Genomic DNA, 1595 nt, shown 5'->3' with positions numbered 1-1595 from the left:
CTCGCCATGGCGATACTATAATTTTATACTCTTTGTTGTCGACCGTGCTGTAATCTCTCCCATCTATCGGAATGAAACCTTGGGAGGTGGTGGCTGGCTGAAGCAAAGGTTATTCAACAAAAACATTCTCAGAATTACTCATGCGCCACTCCCTACCCCTCTCCTTCATTTTCATTATACTGGTTCTCCTCATCTCTGTTGCCCCCACAGCAGCATACACGCCAACGTCCACAGCACCGGTATCTCCGGCATACCTTCCCCCACCCGGAGTGATGCCGGTGGTTATCCTTTCTGGAAGCCCATATGAGATGGGGTACCAGTACGGTCTTCAGGTGCCAGACTATATCGCAATTGTACGGGACTCCTCTCTTGCATCTGCACTCACCAGAGACTCGTATGAAAATATCGTAAACGCATCTCTGGTATCACAGGAGTATATCAGAACGGAACTGACCGACTTTGATTTCATCCGGTTCTTTGAGGGGATCTCTGATGCTATGAATGACCAGGGAATCCCATTCTCGCCACTTGATCCGATTATAATGCACTATTATGGAAACCGCGAAGGGCCTGCGGTCCAGGAACACTGCACCGCCTTTGCGGTCTATGAAGAGAATACGGGTCTGATCGCCGGTGTCAATTTAGATTACTATCAGGTTCCCTCAAACTCCTATGGCGTGATCCTGGCACTCTACCCTGATGACGGGTATTCGTGCATTCTTCCGTCTGGTGCAGGACGAATCGGGAGTAATGCTGTTGTCAATGAAGAGGGGCTGGTCTATATCGTCACCTCCGCCCCCTCACGGGGACCCGGGGATAGCGGACCTGGTATCATTGGTTTTCTTGAACTCGCCTATGTTGGGATGACGGCAGGATCTGTCCCCGAAGCTGAGAATATTCTCCTCTCCATCACCCGTGGCTTCTCCTTAAACCGGCTCCTGGCTGATTCGTCAGGAGCAATGGAGGTGATCGAAGCAAGCAGGGTCAGATCTGCTATCCGTGAACCGACGAAGACCAGCCGGTTTGACTCTATCATCGCCACAAACCATTACTTTGAACCGGCCATGCGACCTTCCCAGCCGGTGTGGGACCCACTGGAGTACAATCCCTCAAGTTATTACCGTTATAGTACCGTCGAGAAGATCATCAGCGACTATACCAAACCAATGGATTATACCTTTTTCAAGGAGATCCTCTCTTCATGTGACTGGTGGGACGGCCAGAGATGGCATAGAGATGATCCCTTCAGTACCAACACCGTCAACCGGTTCCACCCTGATGCCCCCACCCTGTACTCCTTCATTGCCGTACCCGGTGATGATATCGTCTCAATCTGTACAGGAAACCCGGACTCTCCTATGTGGGGAACCCTGGCACCTGGCCAGACCGGAACATATGTTAATATCACCGTCGGAACGTCACCGGAAACTCTGGTATACAACCTCAGATCAGATGCCAAATCGGAGATGTGGAAGGCGATGAAGCGGGTACAGGACAGGAGCATGACAGCTGACACGTGGGACTCGATACAGCACGAATATTGGGAAGGGGTCTGGTGGCATGATCGTGCCACGCTCGAAGGTGATCACAACACC

General features: G+C 51.4%; 1 protein-coding gene. It reads left to right on the top strand.

Features of this window, described 5'->3' with window-relative positions; all coding sequences use genetic code 11:
- Positions 1–140: 140 nt before the first annotated feature.
- A partial coding sequence (locus tag QCH34_RS12405; protein ID WP_300334591.1) for a C45 family peptidase occupies positions 141–1595 on the top strand: 1455 nt, incomplete at its 3' end.

It is taken from the genome of Methanocalculus sp. (assembly GCF_029762515.1).
In the GTDB taxonomy this organism is placed as follows: domain Archaea; phylum Halobacteriota; class Methanomicrobia; order Methanomicrobiales; family Methanocorpusculaceae; genus Methanocalculus.
This window is presented reverse-complemented; position numbering and strand designations above follow the sequence as displayed.